Origin of the sequence: Haloferax sp. KTX1, from assembly GCF_902410085.1 — an archaeon.
Classification (GTDB): domain Archaea; phylum Halobacteriota; class Halobacteria; order Halobacteriales; family Haloferacaceae; genus Haloferax; species Haloferax massiliensis.
In genome coordinates, this window is record NZ_CABPRH010000144.1 from 1 (window position 1) to 463 (window position 463).

1 pseudogene is annotated in these 463 nt (G+C 58.5%); it reads left to right on the plus strand.

Annotated elements, in window-relative coordinates:
• Positions 1 to 463 (plus strand): annotated as a pseudogene (locus FY251_RS21190) (restriction endonuclease); the annotation flags it as partial.

Below are 463 nucleotides of genomic sequence, written 5' to 3' on the forward strand. Positions count from 1 at the left end.
GTCTTACGACCACCTCGATGAACTCGACGACGTGACGCCGGTCAGATCGCCATCAGTCAATCCCTTTGAGGGCGAGGGGAAAGTGTCTCACCAGCCCGACCACGCACTGCAGGAAGGCGAGGAGACGCTTGCTGTGCTTGACTCGAAGTACTATGCGGAAGGACATGACCCGGTGAAGGACTCTTCATCGCGGTCGCGGCTGTTCAGCTATGCGTACCTCCTCCACACCGACCGCTTGGCATTCTTATGTCCGCTGTTGGAACCGAAGCGCCGTCGCGTGGTTCAGACTGGCGCGGAACTACAGATACTCTCGCCCGACGAGTTCTCGCTGGAGGAGTACGACAGCGTTGTTCACGGGTATCTCCACGAGGTTCTCGTTGAGGATGTTCCCGAACTCGACGCATTCCGAGCCGTCGCAGAGTACGAACTGTGCCTCGACGGCGTCGACGAATCAGATCTACAC